Genomic DNA, 15,971 nt, shown 5'->3' on the forward strand with positions numbered 1-15,971 from the left:
GCGCGTGCGGTGCGCCGCAGGTGGCGGTGTTTCGCCAGTGTCCAGAGTTCGCCACCGTTTTCCGGCCGCATCGGGCGGGTCCGGAGGGGGCCGGTCGGCGAATAGGGGCGGGATTGGCCCGATTTCCGCCGTGCATTTTACTTTCTGATGGTCATCTTTACTTGCTGATGGGGATTTCCCCCCTTGTCGTGGTCGTGTCGGATGCGCTGGAATTCGACCGCTGTCGGGACGCGCGGTCCGGAGCAACCACGCGACCGATCCGGATCCGCGTACGCTGGGCCGTGCAACCTGACGTCTCATCAGACGAAAGGATGTCCATTGATCGGCTGGCGGAAATCCCAGCTAGCAGCTGCCGTCACGGTCACCGCCGCGTCCATGGTCCTGACCTTCGGGTCCAGCGCCGACGCAGCCCCGATCCCGGAGCCGCAGACCGCCCCCGTGGCGTCCGCGGACGGGAGCCCGGTGCCGGTGATCGTGATCCTCAAGGACCAGATAACGGACGCCCCGGCCGACCACGGCCACCTGGGCACCCGTCAGCAGAAGGCCGCGCAGACGCAGGCCCCGCTGCTGGACAAGGTCAAGGCCGGCGGCGGGACCAACATCAAGACCTTCGTGGTCGGCAACGCCTTCTCGGCCACCGTCAGCCCGGCGCTGCGCGCCGCACTGGAGACCGACCCGGCCGTCGCCTCCGTGGTGGCGGACACCCAGATCGCCGTCGCCCCGCCGGCCGCCGGCAAGGCGAAGCAGGACACCGCGGCCACCACGGCCGCCGGAGCCAAGGCCCCCAAGGCCGCCGCCCCGCAGGCCGCTCCGGGCAGCAACGGCGCGCAGGGCACCGAGGAGAACGCGACCAACACGGTCTGCCCCTCCGACCCGGCCAAGCCCCTGCTGGAGCCCGAGGGCCTCTACTCCACCAAGGCGGTCGGCGGCAACGGCCAGCCCGGCGCCGACACCCTGGCCACCGGCAAGGGCGTCAAGGTCGCCTACATCGCCGACGGCCTGGACCCGAACAACCCGGACTTCATCCGGGCCGACGGCTCGCACGCCGTCGTCGACTACCAGGACTTCGCCGGCGACGGCTGGGACGCCCCGACCGGCGGCGCGGAGGCCTTCGGCGACGCCTCGGCGGTCATCGCCCAGGGCCGCCAGGTCTACGACGTCTCCAAGTTCGTCAACGCCTCGCACCCGCTCCCGGCCGGCTGCAACATCCGCGTCCGCGGCCTCGCACCGGACGCCTCGCTGGTGGCGCTGAAGGCCGGCGGCGAGGTGATGTCCAACTCCTCGATCCTGCAGGCGATCGACTACGCGGTGCGGGTCTCGCACGTCGACGTGCTCAACGAGTCCTTCGGCGGCAACGTCACCCCGGACAGCGGCGCGCACGACACCATCTCGCTCTTCAACGACCAGGCCGTCAAGGCCGGCGTCACCGTCGCCGTCTCCTCCGGCGACGCGGGCATCACCGGGACGATCGGCACCCCCGCCACCGACCCGAACGTGATCGCCGTCGGTGCCTCCACCGACAACCAGAACTACCAGCAGACCGGTTACGCGGGCGCCCAGTTCTCCAACCGGACCTGGAGCAACAACCGCATCTCCGCGCTCTCCTCGGGCGGCTTCACCCAGGCCGGCCGCACCGTCGACCTGGTCGCGCCGGGCGAGTCGGACTGGGCGCTCTGCTCGCCGGACACCGCCAAGTACACCGACTGCAAGGGCTTCAGCGGCAACGGCACGCCGATCCAGTCCTTCGGCGGCACCAGTCAGGCGGCCCCGTTCGTCACCGGCGCCGCGGCCCTGGTCATCCAGGCCTACCGCGACACCCACGGCGGCGACTCGCCCTCCCCGGCCCTGGTCAAGAAGCTCCTCACCGGCACCGCCAGCGACCTCGGCGTCCCGGCCGAGGAGCAGGGCGCCGGCCTGCTGAACGTCCGCGCCGCCGTCGAGGCCGCCCGCGGCATCCAGGACGGCGACGGCACGCCCGGCAACCGCACCGTCGTGGTGAACACCGGTCAGCTCGACATCGCGGGCAACCCCGGCTCGACCCACACCGCCGACGTGAGCGTCACCAACACCAGTGACGAGCCGCAGACGGTCAGCGCGGCGACCCGCGCCTTCGTGCCGCAGGGCAGCGACCAGCAGACCGTCCAGCTGGACTCCGCCTCCACCGACACCTTCAAGTACGCCACCAACGGCGTCACCTGGGTGAAGAAGGAGGTCAAGTTCACCGTCCCGGCCGGTGCCGACCGCCTCGCGGCGTCGATCGCCTGGCAGGGCGCGCCCAACCCGGTCAGCAACGGCCCGGTGGTCCGCATGACGCTGCTCGACCCGTCGGGCCGCTTCGAGACCAACACCCGCCCGCAGGGCGGCGCGACCCCGGCCGACTTCGGCCTGGTGGACGTCCCCCGCCCGGTCGCCGGCCAGTGGACCGCGATCCTCTACACCCCGGCGGGCCAGGCCGGCTACACCGGCGCCGTCCAGCTCGGCACCACGACCCAGCGGGCCGTCCCGGCCGGCGGCGTCAGCCCCTCCACCACCGAGCTGAAGCCGGGCCAGACCAAGACCCTCAAGGTCCAGGTCACCACCCCGGCGACCAGCGGCGACTCCAGCGAGGCGGTCACCGTCTCCGCCTCCAACGGCAACACCACCAGCGTGCCGGTCGTGCTGCGCAGCCTCGTCCCGGTCAAGAACGGCACCGGCACCTTCACCGGCACCATCACCGGCGGCAACGGCCGCGGCTCCTCCCCGACGCAGAGCTTCTCCTACGGCTTCGACGTCCCGAAGGGCCAGAAGGACCTGCGGGTCGGCCTCGCCGTCAAGGACCCGAAGCTGCTCATGCAGGGCGCGCTGATCAGCCCCAACGGCACCCCGATCGACATCGAGGGCAACGGCCTCTTCGACGCGCAGGGCAACCTGACCGGCACCACCGGCGGCGTCTCGGCCACCACCGTCAACCCGGCCGCCGGCCGCTGGCGGTTCGTCCTCAACGTGGTCGGCCCGGTCAGCGGGCAGCAGCTCGGTCAGGACTTCACCGGCACCGTCGCGTTCAACCAGAACAGCGCCACCGCCGCGGGCCTGCCCAACGACGGCCGGACCAAGCTCGCCGCCGGCAAGCCGGTCACCGTCCAGGTGAACTACACCAACAACACCGTCGCCACCCAGAAGATCTCGGCCGACGGCCGCCTGGACCGCCGGGTCGACCTGCCGCTGGTGCCGCAGGGCACCTCGGCCACGGTCAAGCTCCCGCTGAACCTGGAGTCCGCCGTCCCGTCCTTCCTGGTGCCGCCGGGCACCGACCAGCTGAAGGGCGTCGCGGCCTCCTCGACCCCGGCCCAGCTGGAGCTCAGCGCCACCACCGGCTCGCCGGACCTCTTCGGTGACCTGAAGAAGGCCCAGGACGGCTCGACCGTCTCGGTCGTCACCGACAAGGGCAGCGCCGAGCAGCCCGTCGTCCCCGGCAACTGGGGCGTCTTCGTCCAGCAGATCGGCCCGTTCGGCAACGGCGGCGCGCCGGCCGGCACCTCCACCATCACGGCCACCGCGCACACCCAGGCGTTCGACCCGGCGCTGACCTCCAGCACCGGTGACCCGTACGCCGCGGCGGTCGACGCCTCGGCCGCGGCCGCGAACCCGGTGACCGTCCAGCCGGGCGCCACCGGCTCGCTGCAGGTGACCCTCACCCCGACCGGGGCGAAGGGTAGCACCGTCAAGGGTGTCCTGTACCTGGTCTCCGCCCCGACCGGGGTGGCGACCGCCAACAACGTCCTGAACACCACCGGTGCGGTGCTCGCGGCGATCCCGTACAGCTACACGGTGAACTGACGAAGCATCAACTCGCCGAGGCCGTCCCGGAGTTACGGGGCGGCCTCGGTCGTGTTCGGTCCCCCGGAAGGGGATTCCCGGGGCGCGGCACTGGGCAGGGTCGAGAACGAACGGACGCCGCCGAGGCGTCCGACCGGACCCGGGGAGCGGGAGTTGAACGAGGCGATCAAGCACAGCCACATCGAGGTGAACGGCGTGCGGCTGCACCTCGCGGAACAGGGCGAGGGCCCGCTGGTCCTGCTGCTGCACGGCTTCCCGGAGAGCTGGTACTCCTGGCGCCACCAGTTCGCCCCGCTGGCCGCGGCCGGCTACCGGGTCGTCGCCCCCGACCAGCGCGGCTACGCCCGCAGCGAGCAGCCGTCCAGCGTCGACGCGTACACCCTGCTGCACCTGGTCGGCGACGTCACCGCGCTGATCGGCGCGCTCGGCGAGCAGCGGGCGGTCGTCGTCGGCCACGACTGGGGAGCGCCGGTCGCCTGGGCCGTCGCCGCCCTGCGGCCGGACCTCGTGCGCGGCGTCGCCGGGCTGAGCGTGCCGCCGCTGCCGGTCAGCGGGCCGCCGCCGCTGCACGCCGCCCGGGAGCACTTCGGCGAGGGCTTCTACCAGCTGTACTTCCAGGAGCCCGGCCGGGCCGACGCCGAGCTGGCGGCCGACGTGCGGTCCAGCCTGCGCCGCATCCTCTCCGGCACCCAGCCGGAGGGCGGCCCGCGGCCCTGGGTCGTCCCCGAGGGCCGGACCCTGCTGGACACCGTCCCCGAGCCGGAGCGCCTCCCGCACTGGCTCACCGAGGCGGACCTCGACGCCTTCGCCGCCGACTACGCCGAACACGGCGAGCGGGCCTTCACCGGCGGGCTCAACTGGTACCGCAACATCGACCGCAACGCCGAACTGCTCGCCGCCTTCGACGGGGTGACGATCGACGTGCCCGCCCTCTACGTGGCCGGCGAGCAGGACCTGGTGAACGCGCTGATCACCCCCGAGGTGCGCGCCCACCTGCTCGGCCGGGTCCCCCGGCTGCACCGCCACGTCCGCCTCCCGAAGACGGGCCACTGGACGCAGCAGGAACGCCCGGACGAGGTCAACGAGGCCCTGCTGGACTTCCTGAAGGCACTGGACTAGAGCTGGGCATGGGCCCGTCCGGTGGTCCCGTGCCCACGAGGATCCGCGGGGCGGGCAGGCCTTAGCAGCCGCCACTGACACCAGGCGGATCCCGCCGTCCTGATCCAGCCGGATCCGGGCCCCGTAGTCTCCTGCCCCGCCCGCGCCGCGGGCGGGTTGCAGGCCGGTCGACGCCGTCGCCGCCGAGATTCCGGCCACCGCGCAGGTGACCGGATCCGGCCGGTGCCGGCCCGGACCTCCCGGTGGCATCCGGATGCTGGTCCCCCAGAGACCGTGCGGGGGAGAGGAGATCCGGGTGGGCAAGGATGGGGAAGGCGAGCTGGCCGCGGCCGTGGAGGCCCTGCTGGCGGACGCGGGGGCCGAGCCGGGCGTGGAGGCGCGGACGGAGGAGGAGGCGGCCTGGGCAGTCCGGCTCTTCGACGACCGGCTGCACGAAGGGCCTGAGCTCCTCCGGCAGGTGGCGGAGCGCGCGCAGCAGGGCGCCGAGACCATCTCCTCGGACCGGCTCCAGGTCCTGTCCGAGATGGTGCAGAACGCCGATGACGCCGGAGCACGCGAGGTCCGAATCCGCTGGCGTCCGACCGAGCTCCTCGTCGCGCACAACGGTGGGCGTCTGCGCCTGGCGGACCTCCCACGGCTCGGGCTGCCGTGGCTCAGCGGTAAGAGCCTGGACGCCGAGAGCACCGGCCGCTTCGGCATCGGCCTGGCGACGATCCGGCTGCTCTCGACCACCTGGGAGGTGCACGGACCCCCGTACCGCGTCCGGTTCGCGGACGTCACGATGACGCCGGCCGAGGCTCCTCACCTGCCGCAGGACATCGCGGGCCCGGAATGGACGGTCTTCCGCATCCCGCTCGAAACGGACGTCCTCTCCGCCGACGAGGTCCTGGAATGGTTCGAGGACTGGCAGGACGCCTCCCTGCTCTTCCTGCGGCACCTCGACCGGGTCACGGTGGACACCGACGACTCCGCCGGCGTGGTCCGGACCAGGGTGCTGCGGCTGACCTGGCAGGAAGTCACCACGTTGACCTTGCCGGTCGGCGGAGAGCGGCACGAGGTCCGGGTCCGGGAGGCCTGGACCACCGAGGACAAGTGCTGGCGCGTATACGACGTGCTGATCCCGTCCCGGCCGGGCTGGCACCGGATGCACAAACGGCTCGGCCCGACGGTACCGGTGGCCGTGGCGTTGCCGCTCTGCGAGGGCGAGCGGGGGAACATCCACGCGGGCCTTCCGGTCGCACCGCTGGCCGTCCCGGCCCGGGTGCACTCGCAGTTCGACCCGGTCGTCAGTCGGGAGGGCTTCGCGGCCAGCACGCTGAACGCGGCTCTGGTCCCGGTCGTCGCCGACCTGTGGCAGGCCGCGGTGCTCGACCTCCTCGGGCGAGTGGAGCCGTCGGCCTGGCACCTGCTGCCGCTGCCCGGGACGTCCGCCCCCGCCAGGGCCGGGCTGCCCGACCGCCTGTTCGGTGCGTTCCTCGAACGAGCCCGGAACCAGGTGGCCGCCGTACTCGCGCTGCCCGTCCCGGAAGGCCCGGCCGTGCCGCTCGCCGATCTCGCCGTCGAGGTCGAGGAACTGACCGGGGTGATCTCGCCACGGGACACCGCCCGTCTGGCAAGCCTGGAACACGACTTCCCCGATACCGCTCGGGACGTCGGCGGCCGATGGCGGGAGGTGCTCTCGGACTGGCGGACCGCCGGCACCGCAGGCCTCCCGGGAGAGGTCAGGGTCGTGGACGCGCTCGGACTGCTCCAGCAGCCCGCCTACGACATCGACCGGACGGTCCGGCTCACCGCCGTCGCTCTCAAGGCCGGGCTGGACTACCGACTGATCCACTTTCCCTGCCTCGCCACGGCCGACGGCCGGCGGCTCGCTCCGGCCGGCGCCGGGCACGCTTTCGCGCACGACCGGGGCACCGGACCGCTCGACCCGCTGGGCGCCCTGCTCGACCTGCATCCCGGCTACTGGAGCGGTGAGGACGCGGCCCGGCGGGTCACCACCTGGTTGGCGAAGCACAACTGTCTGATCCACCGTGACGACACGGCGGCGGTGCTCCGACACATCGCACGGCTCGGTGAGACGGGCAGCCGACTCCCAGCCACCGACCTCCCCGGAGCCGAACGGCTCGTCCTGCTCCAGCAGGCCGTCGGCGCGCTCACGAAGCCCGAGCGCGACCGGCTGGGGCGGGGAATCGGCCGTACCCTCCTGCTCGACGCCTTCGAGTACGGCGCGGACGGTGTGGAGACGGCACGTCAGGCCCGGCCGGAGGAGATCTACCTCCCCCAGGCGCTGGAGAGCACCGACGGCGATCGTTTCGCCGCCGCCGCGCGAAGGACCGCCGGTCTGCTCTGGGCCCACCGCGGCTATGCCAAGACCCTCCTGCCCGCCTCGCAGAGCGGTGGCCTCAGCCGGACGGCCTTCCTGCGGTTGCTGGGCGTGGCGGACACACCCCGGTTGAACCCGATCCTGGAGGGCCGGGCGGTCAAGCGGTACGAGGTGCGGGACAGCCGGGTGGGGCTCAGTCGCGATGCCGGGTACGCGCCCTCCGGTCGGCGGCGGGCCATGGTCCAGCTCGGTGCCAAGTACACCCTGGACGACCGGTCGGCGAGGGACCTCGACCGGGTCGTCAAGAACATCGGCGCAGAACGGGACGGAGTCGAACGGCGCCGACGCACGGTCGCCCTGCTCCAGACCCTCGGCAAACCGGGCATGGTCACCAGCCCGGAGCAGGCGACGGTCCGGGCGGCCACCGACATGCGCGGATGGATCGAGAAGGGATCGGTCCCGGCCCTGTGGGTCTGGCGCCTGCGTGACAGCGCATGGCTGGAGGATGCGAGCGGTGTCCTGCGCCGCCCCGACCAGCTCCAGTTGCGCACGCCCGACGCCGAGGCCCTCTACGGCCAGGACGAGCCGAACTACCTTCACCCCGAGATCCAGCGCGCCCTGGCCGGCCGCATCGACGTACTCACCGCCATCGGAGTGGCCGGCGACCCCGATGTTCCACAACTGGTCGAACGCGTCCGCCAGTTGCGAAAGCGCCCGGTCCCGGTGGGAGCCGCGCTGGAGGAACTCCGGGCCGAGGCGTACCTGGTCTACCGGGCGCTCGCCCGGCGCCTGGCGGAGCGACCGGCTGACATTCCCCGGGCGGACCTCGAACGAGGTATCAGGGCCGCGTTCCAGGGGGCCGACTCCCTGATCCTCACCGACACGGGTTGGCGACGTCCCGACGAATGCCTCCGGGGCACCACGATCCTGCGCGGCATGCGGGCCTTCGTGCCGCCCGGGCCGGAACTGCTCCCGCTCTGGCAGGTGCTGGACATCAAGGAGCCGCGCTCCGAGGACCTGGTGGACGTCCTCAAGGAACTCGCCGCTGCCGGGGAGCCGACGGAGGAGAACCAGCAGCGGCTGATGCTCGAGGCGTTGAGGTCGCTGAACAACCTTGTCGGCGGTGCGGGAACGACCGTCACACCGGGCCTGCGGGCCAAGCTGCGCTGGCTGCCATTGTGGACGACCAGCGGGTGGATCAAACCCGGACGGCTCAAGGACCAGCCGGTCTACGCCGTTTCCGCCCACCTGACGGTCGAGCGGGCTCTCTCCGGTCGCGTCCCGCTCTGGCAGCCGGGCGGGGACGCCGAGCAGTTCACCGACCTGGTAGGCCTCCTGGGCGTGCACGTGCTGGACACGGCGGCGGCCCAGGTGGTCGAGCCCGACGGGGCGCTACCGGACCCGGGCCTCACCGCGGACCTCGCCCGGGCCGTCATCGCCCTGCAGGACCGCCTGGTCCGGGACGAGCCGGCCGTCGCCGACTCCTTCACGGACTGGGACGGTCTCACCCGCCTGGAGGTGCGCATCCTGCCGGGACTGCGTGTCCGGCTGGACGTGGGGCACGACCGTGAGCCGCTGGAGGTTCCCGTCGGCGCCCACGTCGACCACGCGGCCAAGGCGCTGTTCCTGGCCGCCCCGGACGAGCTGCGGACCCGTCTGGGCACCGGCGCCGCCCTGGCTTGCCTCTTCACGGGTTCACGCGCCCAGGTGGCCCGCCACTGGCGGGACTTCTGGGAGGAGGACGACGTCACGACCGGCCATGCCGTGCCGATCACCTCGGCGGGTCAGCGCGACGTCGAGGAGCAGAGGCGACGGGACGAACTGCTGCGCGAACGATCCCTCCGGGCGGCGAACGCGGCGACCCGGGTGGACGCGGCACCGGCGACGACTCCTCGGCCCGCACGGGGCGCCCGGCGTCGGGCGCCCCAGACGGCTGCGCCGCTGCCGGTCGTGCTCGCGCCCGTCGTGCCCTCGCCCAGGCCGGCCGGTGGGGGCTCGGCAACACCACCAGGGGCGGCACCGAACCCGGTTCCCGCCTCGACCTCCCCCGTCCAGCGACGGCTGGTCGGTCTTGACCGGCTCGGCCGGCCTACCTCCAGGCAGACGGCGTCATCGGCGGGCCCGGCGAGGCGATCGGCCGGGATGCAGCCGCCACGCTCGGCCGGTGGGCAGGGCAGCGGCCTCTCGGCACCCCGGCCGGGCGGCGCGGTGCCCCGTCGGCAGGCCGCTCCGCTCGGCTACCGGGACGACTCCAAGGAGGAGCTGGTCATCGGCCTCCTCGCGGCCGTCCTCGGCGAGGAAGCGGACAGCATCGACCAGCGCGGCGGGCACAACATCGGAGCGGACGCGGTCGACAGCACGGGTCGCTACTACGAGATCAAGGCGCACGGGGGCAGCCGCCCGAACGAGGTGACCCTCACCACGGCCGAGTTCCTCCGTGCCCGGGAGCAGGGTGAGAACTACGTCCTGCTTCTCGCCGAACATCTTGAGGAGGGCAGCGGTGGCGACCCGACCCTGATCATGATCAGTGACCCGCTCAGCTGGCTCGACGTGCAGCCCGTCTCCGACATCCGCCTCAAGGGCACGCGGGCAACCGATGTGGAGGCCACCGTGTGGACGTGGCCCACCCTCTGACCGGAACGGTCGCGCCGGGCACGGGTGGGATCGAGCGCCCGGGCGACTGCCGGGTTCCCGTCCATGGTCCGGGGCTCTCTTGACCGGCCGCCGGTCCCGGGGGCGGGGCGTCCCGGAGCGGGGTCAGACCGGGATCAGGCGGGTGATCAGTTCGGCGAGGCGGCGGGCGTTGCGGCAGGAGTGCATCTCCACGACGCCCGCGTAGGCGAGGGCCGCGGAGTCGCCGGTCGGCCAGAGGGCGGGTTGCTCGGGGTTGAGCCAGTACACCCGCCGGGCCCGGCCGGCGATGCGGCGCAGCGCGTCGAGGTTCGGGTCGCGATGGTTGGTGCGGGCGTCGCCGAGGATCAGCACGCTGGTGCGCGGGCCGACGGCGTCCGGGTGCCGTTCGGCGAACTCGCCCAGGGCGGAGCCGTAGTCGCTGTTGCCGTGGTAGCCCGTCACCTTCGCCTCGGTGAGGATGCGGGCGGCGAGGCGGGCCGGGTCCGCGTCGCGGCCGGCCAGCAGGCCGGTCACCTCGGCGGTGCGGTTGACGAAGGCGAACACCCGGACCTTGCTGAACTGCTCGCTCATCGCCTGCACCAGCAGCATGGTGAAGTCGGCGAAGCCGGCCATCGAGCCGGAGACGTCGCAGAGCAGCACGATCTCCGGCCGGGCCGGGCGGCGCAGCCGGTAGGCCGGGCGCAGCGGCACCCCGCCGGTGGACAGCGAGCGGCGCAGGGTGCGGCGCAGGTCGATCCGTCCGCGGGCGGCGCGGCGGCGCCGGGCGGCCAGCCGGGTGGCCAGCTTGCGGGCCAACGGGTCCACGGTGCGGCGCAGTTCGGCGAGCTGGCCGCGGCCGGCGGTGAGGAAGTCGATCCGGTCGACGGTCGGGGCCACGGCGCGTTCGGCGATCCGCTCGGCACCGCGCAGCTCGGCGACCCGGCGGCGGGCCTCGGTGGCGACGAGCGCCCGGAAGTCCCGGATGCGGCGGCGGATCTCGTCGGCCAGGACGAGGTCGGACAGGTCCGGGTCGCCGGCCCCTGCGCGCAGCCCGGCGAGGACCCGGGCGAGCAGGGTCTCGGGGGCGAGCCGGCCGAGCGCCTGGTGGGCGGACCAGCCGTCCGAGCCCGGCGCGGACCCGGCCGCCGGGCCGGAGCCGTAGCGGCCGAAGGCCTCCACCACCTCGCCGGCCAGCCGGGCCTGCGCGGCGCGGTCGTCGGCCGCCAGGGCGGCGGCGAGGCGGTCGCGCAGCTCGTCGCGGAGCGGGTCGGGCCGGCCCGGTCGGGGCGGCGTCAGGCCCTCGGGCGGGGCGGAGGGGTCGCCCTGGCCGTCGCGGCCGGCCCGGACGGCCTCGGGGGTGCCGACGCCGAGCGGGAAGAACAGGTCGAAGGCTGCGTCGAAGACCGTCCGCTGGCCGTCCGAGCGCAGCAGCGCGGCGGCCAGCCCGGCCCGCATCTGCTCGCGGTCGGCGAAGCCGAGCACGTCGAGAACGGCCGCCGCGTCCACCGTCTCGGCGGGGCCGATCCGCAGGCCGTGCCCGCGCAGCGCCCGGACCAGGCCGGTCAGCCGGGCCGCCGGGTCGGTCGGCGGCGGGGCGGCCGTCATGCGGGGGTGAGCTTCTGGGCGGCCTTCCGGATGTCGTCCTGGTGCTTGAGGACGACGCCGAGGGTGTCCCGGACGGCGGCCTCGTCCAGGGTGTCGGCGCCGAGCGCGAGCAGGGTGCGGGCCCAGTCGACGGTCTCGGCGACGGACGGCGCCTTGCGCAGGTCCATCGCCCGCAGCGCGCCGACCACCCGGACCAGCGAGGCGGCCAGCGTGTCGTCCAGGCCGGGCACCTTGAGCCGGACGATCCGGCGTTCCAGCTCGGCGTCCGGGTAGTCGAGGTGGAGGAAGAGGCAGCGGCGGCGCAGGGCCTCGGAGAGTTCCCGGGTGGCGTTGGAGGTGAGCAGGACGAAGGGGCGGCGGCTCGCGGTGATGGTGCCGAGCTCGGGCACGGTGACCTGGAAGTCGCTCAGCACCTCCAGCAGCAGCGCCTCGACCTCGACGTCGGCCTTGTCCATCTCGTCGATCAGCAGGACGGTCGGCTCGTCGCCGCGGATGGCGGTGAGCAGCGGGCGGGTGAGCAGGAACTCCTCGCCGAAGATGTCGGTGCGGGCCTGGTCCCAGCCCTCCTCGCGGCCGGCGGTGATCCGCAGCAGCTGCTTGGCGTGGTTCCACTCGTAGAGCGCGCGGGCCTCGTCGATGCCCTCGTAGCACTGGAGCCGGACCAGCCGGGCCCGGCCGATCGCGGCGATGGCCTTGGCGAGCTCGGTCTTGCCGACGCCGGCGGGGCCCTCGACGAGCAGCGGCTTGCCGAGCCGGTCGGCGAGGAAGACGGTTGTGGCCACCGCGGTGGAGGCCAGGTAGCCGGTCGCGGCGAGCTGTTCGGCGGTGTCCGCCACCGAGGTGAAGAAGCCGGTGCCCTCGATGCCGCCGCTGCTCATGCCCCGCCCCGTTCGTGTCGGCCGTGTCCGTGCGCAAGCACCCTACCGGCCGGTCACTTCGCTGTCGCGGGGTCGGCGCGCCGGGGAGGGAGGTGGGCCGGGGGAGGGGAGGGGAGGGGAGGGGAGGAGAGGGGAGGGGGTAGGCCGGGAAGGGGGTAGGGAGTCGGGTGTGGGCAGACGGGGCCGGGGCGTACGACGACCGGGGTCGCCGTACGCCGTCGTGCCCGTGCCTGCCGTCCGGTCGTCAGTTGACGAAGACGAGCGGGCTGCCCGCCGCCGAGGTGTCGGTGACCGGGCCGTAGGTGGCGCTGAAGTAGCCCGTCGAGAAGCACAGGCCGGAGCCGGAGAGCAGGCTGAACGGCTGGGCCGAGAAGCCGATGGTGTTGCCGGTGTTCGAGGTGGTGCCGGCGATGCCGGTGGTGTTCTGGTAGACGCAGTTGACGCTGCCGAGGACGGTGTTGAGCACCACCGTGGTCTTCATCGCGCCGGCCGCGCCGGGGGTGAGGGCCACCGGGTTGCCGGGCCCGTCGCCGACGGTGTTGGTGAACGGCAGGTTGTTGACCGTGATGCTCTTGACCCCCGTGACGCCGAGGACGTTGGAGGTGCAGGAGCCGAAGGTCTGGGCGTTGAGCTGCTCGACCGCACTGCCGGGGGCGGTCGGGTTGGCCGTCACGGTGGCGGAGAAGCCGGAGCTGGCACACTTGATGCCGCTCGTGCCGGTGGCGCTGTTGTAGAAGGTGGCGTAGGTGCCGGAGACCAGGCTCGCGGTGAGGGTGTCGCCGACGGCGACGGCGGGGCCGCCGAGGCTGCCGGTGGTCAGGACCGCGGAGCCGGCCGCCTGGGCGGGTGCGACGGCGGCGCCGGCGAGGGCGATCGCGGCGAGGGCCGCGGTTCCGAGGGTGCGGCGGAAGCGCATGAGGGTGACCTCTCTCCGTGCGGAGACGGGTGGGGGTGGCCCGCGGTGCGGGTGTGGTGGCGTGCACGGCGGGGGAGGTGCGTGGCATGGCGAGTGCGGCATGGCGTACCGGGGGCCGCGCGGGGCCGTGGCCGGGCGGGCCCGGCGCCACGGGCCCGCTGGTGCGGCACGGCGGTGTGAAGGTGCGGACGTGCGTGCGTGCAGTGGGGTGCGCGTCGACGGCTGCCACCGCCGCGGGCCTGCGTCCGCAGTGGTCCCGTGGCCCGGGCGGGTCGCCCGGGGCCGTCGGAGCCCCTGGAGGTCGGCCGGTGGTGAAGTGGTTCGCCCACCGGTTGGAAACCTGTCAGTGTTGTAAACCCTGCGTTGCGTCAATGTCAATACAGGCCACAGGAGTTGGGGATGGAACACAAACACCTGCGGAGTGCCGACGTGGTCCTGCTGCCGGGCGCGCGGACCGGACGTGACCCGGCCCGGTCGATCAAGCGCGGACCGAGTCGGCTGCCCCCGGCGGTGGTCGCCGCCACCCAGCGCGAGCGGCTGCTGGACGGACTGGTCCAGACGGTGGCCGAGCGCGGCTACCAGCACGCCACGGTCAGCGACATCTGCCGCGCGGCGGGCGTGACCAGGCCGGTCTTCTACGAGCTGTTCAGCGGCAAGGAGGACGCCTTCCTGGCCGCGCACCGGTACGGGACGGGCGTGGTGATCCGCCGGATGGCGGCGGCGTTCGCGGCGGAGAGCGACTGGTGTGCCGGGATCCGGCAGGGGCTCGGTGCGATGCTCCAACTCCTGGCCGGAACACCCGCCTTCGCCACCATGGCGGTGATCGAGATCGAGGCCGTCGGTCCGGCCGGGCGTCGTGAGCGGGACCAACTCCTCAAGAAGTTCCGGGTGTTCTTTACCGAGGTGCCCCAACTCCCCTGCGGTGTGGCGGTCGAGGAACTGGTGGACGCCGTGGTGGGCGGGGTGTACAGCGCGCTCCACCGGCGGGTCGACTCCGGGCGCACGGATCAACTACCGGATCTGTTGCCGGTCTTGAGCCTGTTCTGCCTGGCCCCCTTCCTCGGCCCGGCGGAGGCCGCCAGGCGTCTCGGGTTGCCGAATGGTGAAGATCCTTCGTGCACCCGTATTGACCCGGCCAATACCGAGCAGTAGCTTCCCAGTTACTCACCGCACGGTCGACCGGGGCCGCCCCGCTGCCGAGGGGCGGACGGCCCGGTCCGGCCGTGGAACGCTGTCCGCGCCAGGGCAACGTGTGCCCGCACACCCATCCACCACAGGGAGCACACATGGCCATGTCCGAGGACGCCGCCGCGGCGGCCGAAACGGCGGAGACCCCGGCCACCGCCAGAAGAGGGCGGGTACGGCTGAAGCGCACCGCCCTGATGGCCGTCCCGGCCGTCGCGGCGGGCGCCGTCCTGATGGCGCTCACCGCCCAGGGCGTGCTGGCCGCCCAGTTCAACATCAGCGGCATGCCGTTCACGATCACCGCGGACAAGCTCGACGGCAAGGGCTTCGCCCAGTTCGGCGGCCTGGACTCGATGATCCCCGACAGCCCCAACCAGGGCGACACCGGCGGTCAGGTGCTGGTCGCGGTCTCGGCGATCAAGAACGCCGAGATCACCAACCTGTGCCAGAGCGTCGACCTGGGCGGCATCAACCTCGTCATCCATGCCGGCGACGGCGGCACCCCCGTCACCGCCAGCGATCTCACCACCGACTCCGACATGCTCTCCGGCGACGCGGACTTCACCAACATCGAGATCGGCGGCGACGCCAGCACCTACACCAAGGCCGGACCGAAGGGCGTGGGCGGCGCCGGGGTCTTCGGGCAGCAGGCCGACCGCGTCATCCTGACGAACCTGAAGCAGCACAACTACGCGAGCACCGCGGTCGGGTTCAAACTGCCCAACCTGCGGCTGAGCTTCAGCTCCAAGGGCTGCTGACCGTGACGGAGTCCGTGCCGGAACCGGCCGGGGCGGCGGCCGCCGGGCCGGTGACGTCCGCGACGGCACCGGTCGGTGAGGCCGCCCGAGCCACGGCCACGGCGCAGGCCGGGGAATCCGACGGGGCGGGGCCCGAGGGGGCGGCCGAGGGGACGGCCGCCGCCCAGGCGCCCCCCGTCCCGGCGCCCGCCGGCCGCCCGCCCAGGCGCGACTGGCGGGGCAAGCGGCCTTTCTGGGGCGGACTGCTCGTCCTGCTCGGCGGCGCCGAGATCCTGTTCACCCTGCGCTCCCCGCTGCCCGTCGTGCTGCACATCGGCATGGAGGGGATCGCCGGGTACCTGGTGCCGGCGGTGATGGTGCTGTGCGGCCTGCTGATCCTCTTCAACCCGGCCCAGCGGCTGTTCTACTCCGTCCTCGCCGTGCTCGCCTCCCTGGGCAGCTGGATCACCTCCAACCTGGGCGGCTTCCTGGTCGGGATGCTGCTCGGGCTGGTGGGGTCCTCGCTGACCTTCGGCTGGCTGCCCGACCAGCCACTGCGTCGTGGACGCCAGCGGCGGGAGGACCGGCGTGAGCAGCGCCGGGCGGCCGGGCCGTCGGGGTCGGGTCGGCGGGCGCGGAGCGCATAGCGCGTGGCGCGTGGCGCGTGACCGTCGTGGAGAACGGACGCGGCGCCCCGCCCCCACGGTGACGGGAGAGGTCACCGTGGGGGCGCCGTAGCGGGCGTCCACCAGGTCGACGGCCGCCTCGACGATGCGGTG

At 73.3% G+C, this 15,971-nt stretch carries 8 protein-coding genes and 1 pseudogene; 6 read left to right on the forward strand and 3 right to left on the reverse strand.

Annotated features, from left to right (window positions below; translation table 11 throughout):
• The first annotated feature begins 375 nt into the window (after window positions 1-375).
• The 3 genes from AB0N04_RS12960 (at window position 376) to AB0N04_RS12970 (ending at window position 9,892) form a co-directional block, all read left to right on the forward strand.
• Window positions 376-3,816 carry a S8 family serine peptidase gene (locus AB0N04_RS12960; RefSeq protein ID WP_360220843.1) on the forward strand — a complete coding sequence of 1,147 codons (3,441 nt, stop codon included), beginning with the start codon at window positions 376-378 and terminating at the stop codon, window positions 3,814-3,816.
• Window positions 3,817-3,969: 153 nt separating this feature from the next.
• A complete protein-coding gene (locus AB0N04_RS12965; RefSeq protein ID WP_360220840.1) occupies window positions 3,970-4,935 on the forward strand; it encodes an alpha/beta hydrolase in 966 nt (321 codons plus the stop codon).
• 295 nt (window positions 4,936-5,230) lie between these two features.
• The gene (locus AB0N04_RS12970; RefSeq protein WP_360220838.1) at window positions 5,231-9,892 is read left to right on the forward strand and encodes a hypothetical protein; all 4,662 of its coding nucleotides are present in this window, start codon (window positions 5,231-5,233) and stop codon (window positions 9,890-9,892) included.
• A 123-nt stretch (window positions 9,893-10,015) separates the two neighbouring features.
• On the opposite strand, the gene AB0N04_RS12975 is transcribed toward AB0N04_RS12970, so the two are convergent.
• The 3 genes from AB0N04_RS12975 to AB0N04_RS12985 form a co-directional block, all read right to left on the reverse strand.
• Window positions 10,016-11,476, reverse strand: coding sequence for a VWA domain-containing protein (locus tag AB0N04_RS12975; RefSeq protein ID WP_360220835.1), 1,461 nt, complete (start codon window positions 11,474-11,476; stop codon window positions 10,016-10,018).
• Entirely contained in the window at window positions 11,473-12,354 is an 882-nt protein-coding gene (locus AB0N04_RS12980; RefSeq protein ID WP_360220832.1) for a MoxR family ATPase, read from the reverse strand. Before AB0N04_RS12980 ends, AB0N04_RS12975 begins: the two co-directional genes overlap by 4 nt.
• Window positions 12,355-12,598: 244 nt before the next feature.
• Window positions 12,599-13,270: a Tat pathway signal sequence domain protein gene (locus AB0N04_RS12985; protein WP_360220829.1), complete on the reverse strand. Its 672-nt coding sequence runs from the start codon at window positions 13,268-13,270 to the stop codon at window positions 12,599-12,601.
• A 399-nt stretch (window positions 13,271-13,669) separates the two neighbouring features.
• On the opposite strand from AB0N04_RS12985, the gene AB0N04_RS12990 reads away from it, so the two are divergent.
• The 3 genes and pseudogenes from AB0N04_RS12990 to AB0N04_RS13000 all read left to right on the forward strand — a co-directional run.
• The gene (locus AB0N04_RS12990) at window positions 13,670-14,422 is read left to right on the forward strand and encodes a TetR/AcrR family transcriptional regulator (RefSeq protein WP_360220826.1); all 753 of its coding nucleotides are present in this window, start codon (window positions 13,670-13,672) and stop codon (window positions 14,420-14,422) included.
• Window positions 14,423-14,556: 134 nt separating this feature from the next.
• Window positions 14,557-15,213: a DUF6230 family protein gene (locus tag AB0N04_RS12995; protein WP_360220823.1), complete on the forward strand. Its 657-nt coding sequence runs from the start codon at window positions 14,557-14,559 to the stop codon at window positions 15,211-15,213.
• 206 nt (window positions 15,214-15,419) lie between these two features.
• Window positions 15,420-15,839, forward strand: a pseudogene (locus AB0N04_RS13000) (DUF6114 domain-containing protein); the annotation flags it as partial.
• Between the last annotated feature and the right edge of the window lie 132 nt (window positions 15,840-15,971).

The sequence above is a fragment of the Kitasatospora sp. NPDC051702 genome, from assembly GCF_040681575.1.
Taxonomy (GTDB): domain Bacteria; phylum Actinomycetota; class Actinomycetes; order Streptomycetales; family Streptomycetaceae; genus Kitasatospora.